The sequence below is a fragment of the bacterium genome, from assembly GCA_035703895.1.
Lineage (GTDB): Bacteria > Sysuimicrobiota > Sysuimicrobiia > Sysuimicrobiales > Segetimicrobiaceae > Segetimicrobium.
This window is the reverse complement of record DASSXJ010000287.1, coordinates 1-3,258: the sequence shown is the minus strand read 5'-3', so window position 1 is coordinate 3,258 and position 3,258 is coordinate 1. Positions and strand designations below refer to the sequence as shown.

Here is a 3,258-nt window from a genome sequence, read left to right as displayed (position 1 = left end):
GGTGGCGGATTCGCATCACCTGATCGTGAACGGGAGGACGGTGAGAAGTCTCTCCAATCAGGAGGTGGTACAGCAAGAACGCGAGCTGCTGGAGCACCTTGGAGTGTGAGACACTCGCGGGTGTGCGCGGGGCCATGTGCTCTAACGGAGGTGAGAGGATGAAACGGTGGGGAGCGTTGATCTGTGCGCTCGCGATCGTCCTCGGGCTGTGGGGACCGGCTTCCGGCCAGGGGACGGTCAAGCTGATGCACGGCAAAGTGGTCCTGGGGGTCATTAACGATCAATCGGGCGTCTACGCCGACATCACCGGCAAGAACGGGGCCGAAGCGGTCAGGATGGCCGCCGAGGACTTCGTGAAGAAGTACGGGCCGAACGCGGTGGGCGGCCCGATCGAGGTGATCTCGGCGGATCATCAGAACAAGCCGGACCTTGGTGCGTCGAAGGCCGCGGAGTTCTACGACCGCAACAACGCGAACGCGATCATCGATGTCCCAACGTCCTCGGTCGCCATCGCGGTCGCCAACGTTGCCGGCCAGAAGAAGCGGGTTCTCATGGTGGTGGGGGGCGCCACCACGGCCGTCACGAACGCAAATTGCAACAAGTACACATTCCACTGGGCGTACGACACCTACATGCTGGCGAATGGGACCGGCACCGAAGTCACGAAGCGCATCGGGAAAAAATGGTACATCCTCTACCCCAACTACGCGTACGGCCAGGACATGAACCGGACGTTCTCTACGGCGATCCAGAAGTCGGGAGGCAAGGTCATGCTCAGCGACCCGACGCCGTTCCCGAACGAGACGGAGGACTTCTCGACGTTCATGATCAAGGCCCGAACGCTCCGGCCGGGTGGGGTGAACGTGCTGGGCGCGATGCAGGCCGGCCAAGACCTGGTGAATCTGGTCAAGCAGTTCAACGAGTTCGGCCTGCGCCAGCAGGGCATCAACCTCGCCATCGGCCTCCTGTTCATCAGCGATATTCACTCGCTCACCCCGGCGGCGCTCGAGGGCACGCTGTTCACGACGCCGTGGGAGTGGACGCTGGACAAAGAGTCGCGCGAGTGGGCGGATCGCTTCATGGCCAGAACAAAAGTCAGGCCGAGCTTCACACAGGCGGGCAACTACTCCGCCGCCTGGCAATATCTCGAGGCGGTCCGGCGTGCCGGGACGGACGACGCGGACAAAGTCGTGGCCGCGCTGGAAGGCTACAAGTTCAGCGACTTCTTCGCCCACAACGCTGAGGTCCGCAAGCAGGACCACGCCGTGATCAAGGACGCCTACGTCGCGCAGGTGAAGGGGCCGAGCGAGGTCAAAGAGCCCTGGGATTACGTGAAGTTCGTCAGCAAGATCCCCGCGAATGAAGCGTTCCAGCCTCTCAGCGAGAACCTTTGCAACATGGCAAAACGTTGAGCGGCGCTTGATCATAGCTGACGGACGGGGGACAGGGGCCCGGCACCCTGGACCGGGCCCCGCCCCCGTCCTTCGCATCCGGTAGCAGATGGAGACCATCCTCGTCCAGGTCTTCAACGGGCTGATCAGCGGCGCATTCTACGCGCTGTTGAGCCTCGGGCTCGCAATCATTTTTGGAATGCTTCACGTCGTCAACTTCATGCACGGCGCGCTGTATATGTTGGGCGCGTTTGCCGCCTATCTCCTGGGCGTCCAGCTGGGGGTGTCGTTCTGGTGGGCTCTGATCATCGCGCCGCTGGCCGTCGGCGCCGTCGGGTTCGTCCTCGAGCGGACGCTGCTGCGGTGGCTGTACAATCTCGACGTCCTCTACAACCTGCTCCTGACCTTCGGCCTGACCCTGGTGATCCAGGATGCGATGCGGCTCCGGTTCGGCGTGCAGGGAGTCCCGTACAGCATCCCGGCGCAGCTCAGGGGCGCGGTCCCGATCGGCTTCATGTTCTTTCCGACCTACCGTCTGTTTGTGCTGGGGTTCTCGATCCTGATCTGCCTCGGCGTCTGGTGGCTCATCGAACGCACCCGCGTCGGGATGATCATCCGGGCCTCGACCGAGAACCCGGCGCTCACCCGCGCGCTCGGGGTGGACGTCGATCGCTGGATTCCTCTCGTCTTTGCGTTCGGGGTTGGGCTGGCGGGGCTCGCGGGGGTGCTGGCTGCGCCGATGCGCAACATCTCGCCGCTCATGGGGTCCGACCTCATCATCACCACCTTTGCGATCGTCGTGATCGGCGGGATGGGATCCATCTTCGGGTCGGTGGTCACGGGGTTCCTCGTGGGAGTCATCTCGGCGCTCGGAGCCGTCTACTACCCGCCAGCCGCCAACACGCTCGTCTTTGTGCTGATGGCGTTCGTCCTGCTGCTGCGCCCTTCCGGCCTGTTCGGCAGCCCGGAGGCCGGATAGGATGGCGGGCAAGATCGGCTGGGCCGCGCTGGTCGCGGTGGGCCTCCTACTGCCTTTCAGAATCTACCCGGTACTGGCCGTTGACATCCTGGTATGGGGGCTGTTTGCGACCGCCTTCGACATTATGCTCGGCTACACTGGCCTCTTGTCGTTTGGACAAGCGGCGTTCTTTGGAGGCGGTGCATACGCGGCGGGTCTCCTCGCACAAAGAGCGGGGGTCCCATTTCCTCTCAACGCTCTCGCCGGTGGGCTTGCGGCCGGTCTGCTCGCGCTCCCGTTGATGGCGCTCGCGATCCGGCGCCGCGGCATCTACTTCGCGATGATCACGCTGGCGTTCGGGCAGATGGTGTTCTACGTGATCAACGAGTGGCGGTCGCTCACGGGCGGCGAGAACGGCATCCAGGACATCCCGCGGCAGGCGCTCGGCGGGCTCAACATCTCGTCGTCCATAGTTTACTACTACGCCGCGTTTCCGCTGATCGTGCTCGGCCTCCTGCTATGCTGGCGGATCGTGCGCTCCCCGTTCGGCCGGGTGCTGCTCGCGATCCGCGAGAACGACGTCCGGACACAAACGTTAGGATACGCGGTGAATCGGTTCAAGCTGCTCGCCGTAGTGCTCTCCTGCGCCCTGTCGGGACTTGCCGGCGGGATCTGGGTGATCAGTCACGGGTTCGTGGCGCTCGACGCCGTGCACTGGACCACATCGGGCCAGGTGGTGATCATGGTCCTGTTGGGCGGCATGGGCACCCGCCTCGGCCCGCTGGTCGGCGCGGCCCTCTTCCTGCTCCTGCGCGACTTCCTCTCCACATGGACCGACGCGTGGGGGGTCATCACCGGGGTGATCTTCATCGTCGTGATCCTCGTGTTCCGCCAAGGAATCGTCGGCAC

3 protein-coding genes are annotated in these 3,258 nt (G+C 63.9%); all 3 read left to right on the top strand.

What is annotated here, in order from left to right:
* The first annotated feature begins 158 nt into the window (after window positions 1–158).
* Window positions 159–1,412 carry an ABC transporter substrate-binding protein gene (locus tag VFP86_18990; GenBank protein ID HET9001736.1) on the top strand — a complete coding sequence of 418 codons (1,254 nt, stop codon included), beginning with the start codon at window positions 159–161 and terminating at the stop codon, window positions 1,410–1,412.
* A gap of 88 nt (window positions 1,413–1,500) precedes the next feature.
* On the top strand, window positions 1,501–2,370 hold the full coding sequence (locus VFP86_18985; GenBank protein HET9001735.1) for a branched-chain amino acid ABC transporter permease: 870 nt from the start codon (window positions 1,501–1,503) through the stop codon (window positions 2,368–2,370).
* A 1-nt stretch (window position 2,371) separates the two neighbouring features.
* On the top strand, window positions 2,372–3,258 hold an 887-nt coding region (locus VFP86_18980), incomplete at its 3' end, for a branched-chain amino acid ABC transporter permease (GenBank protein HET9001734.1).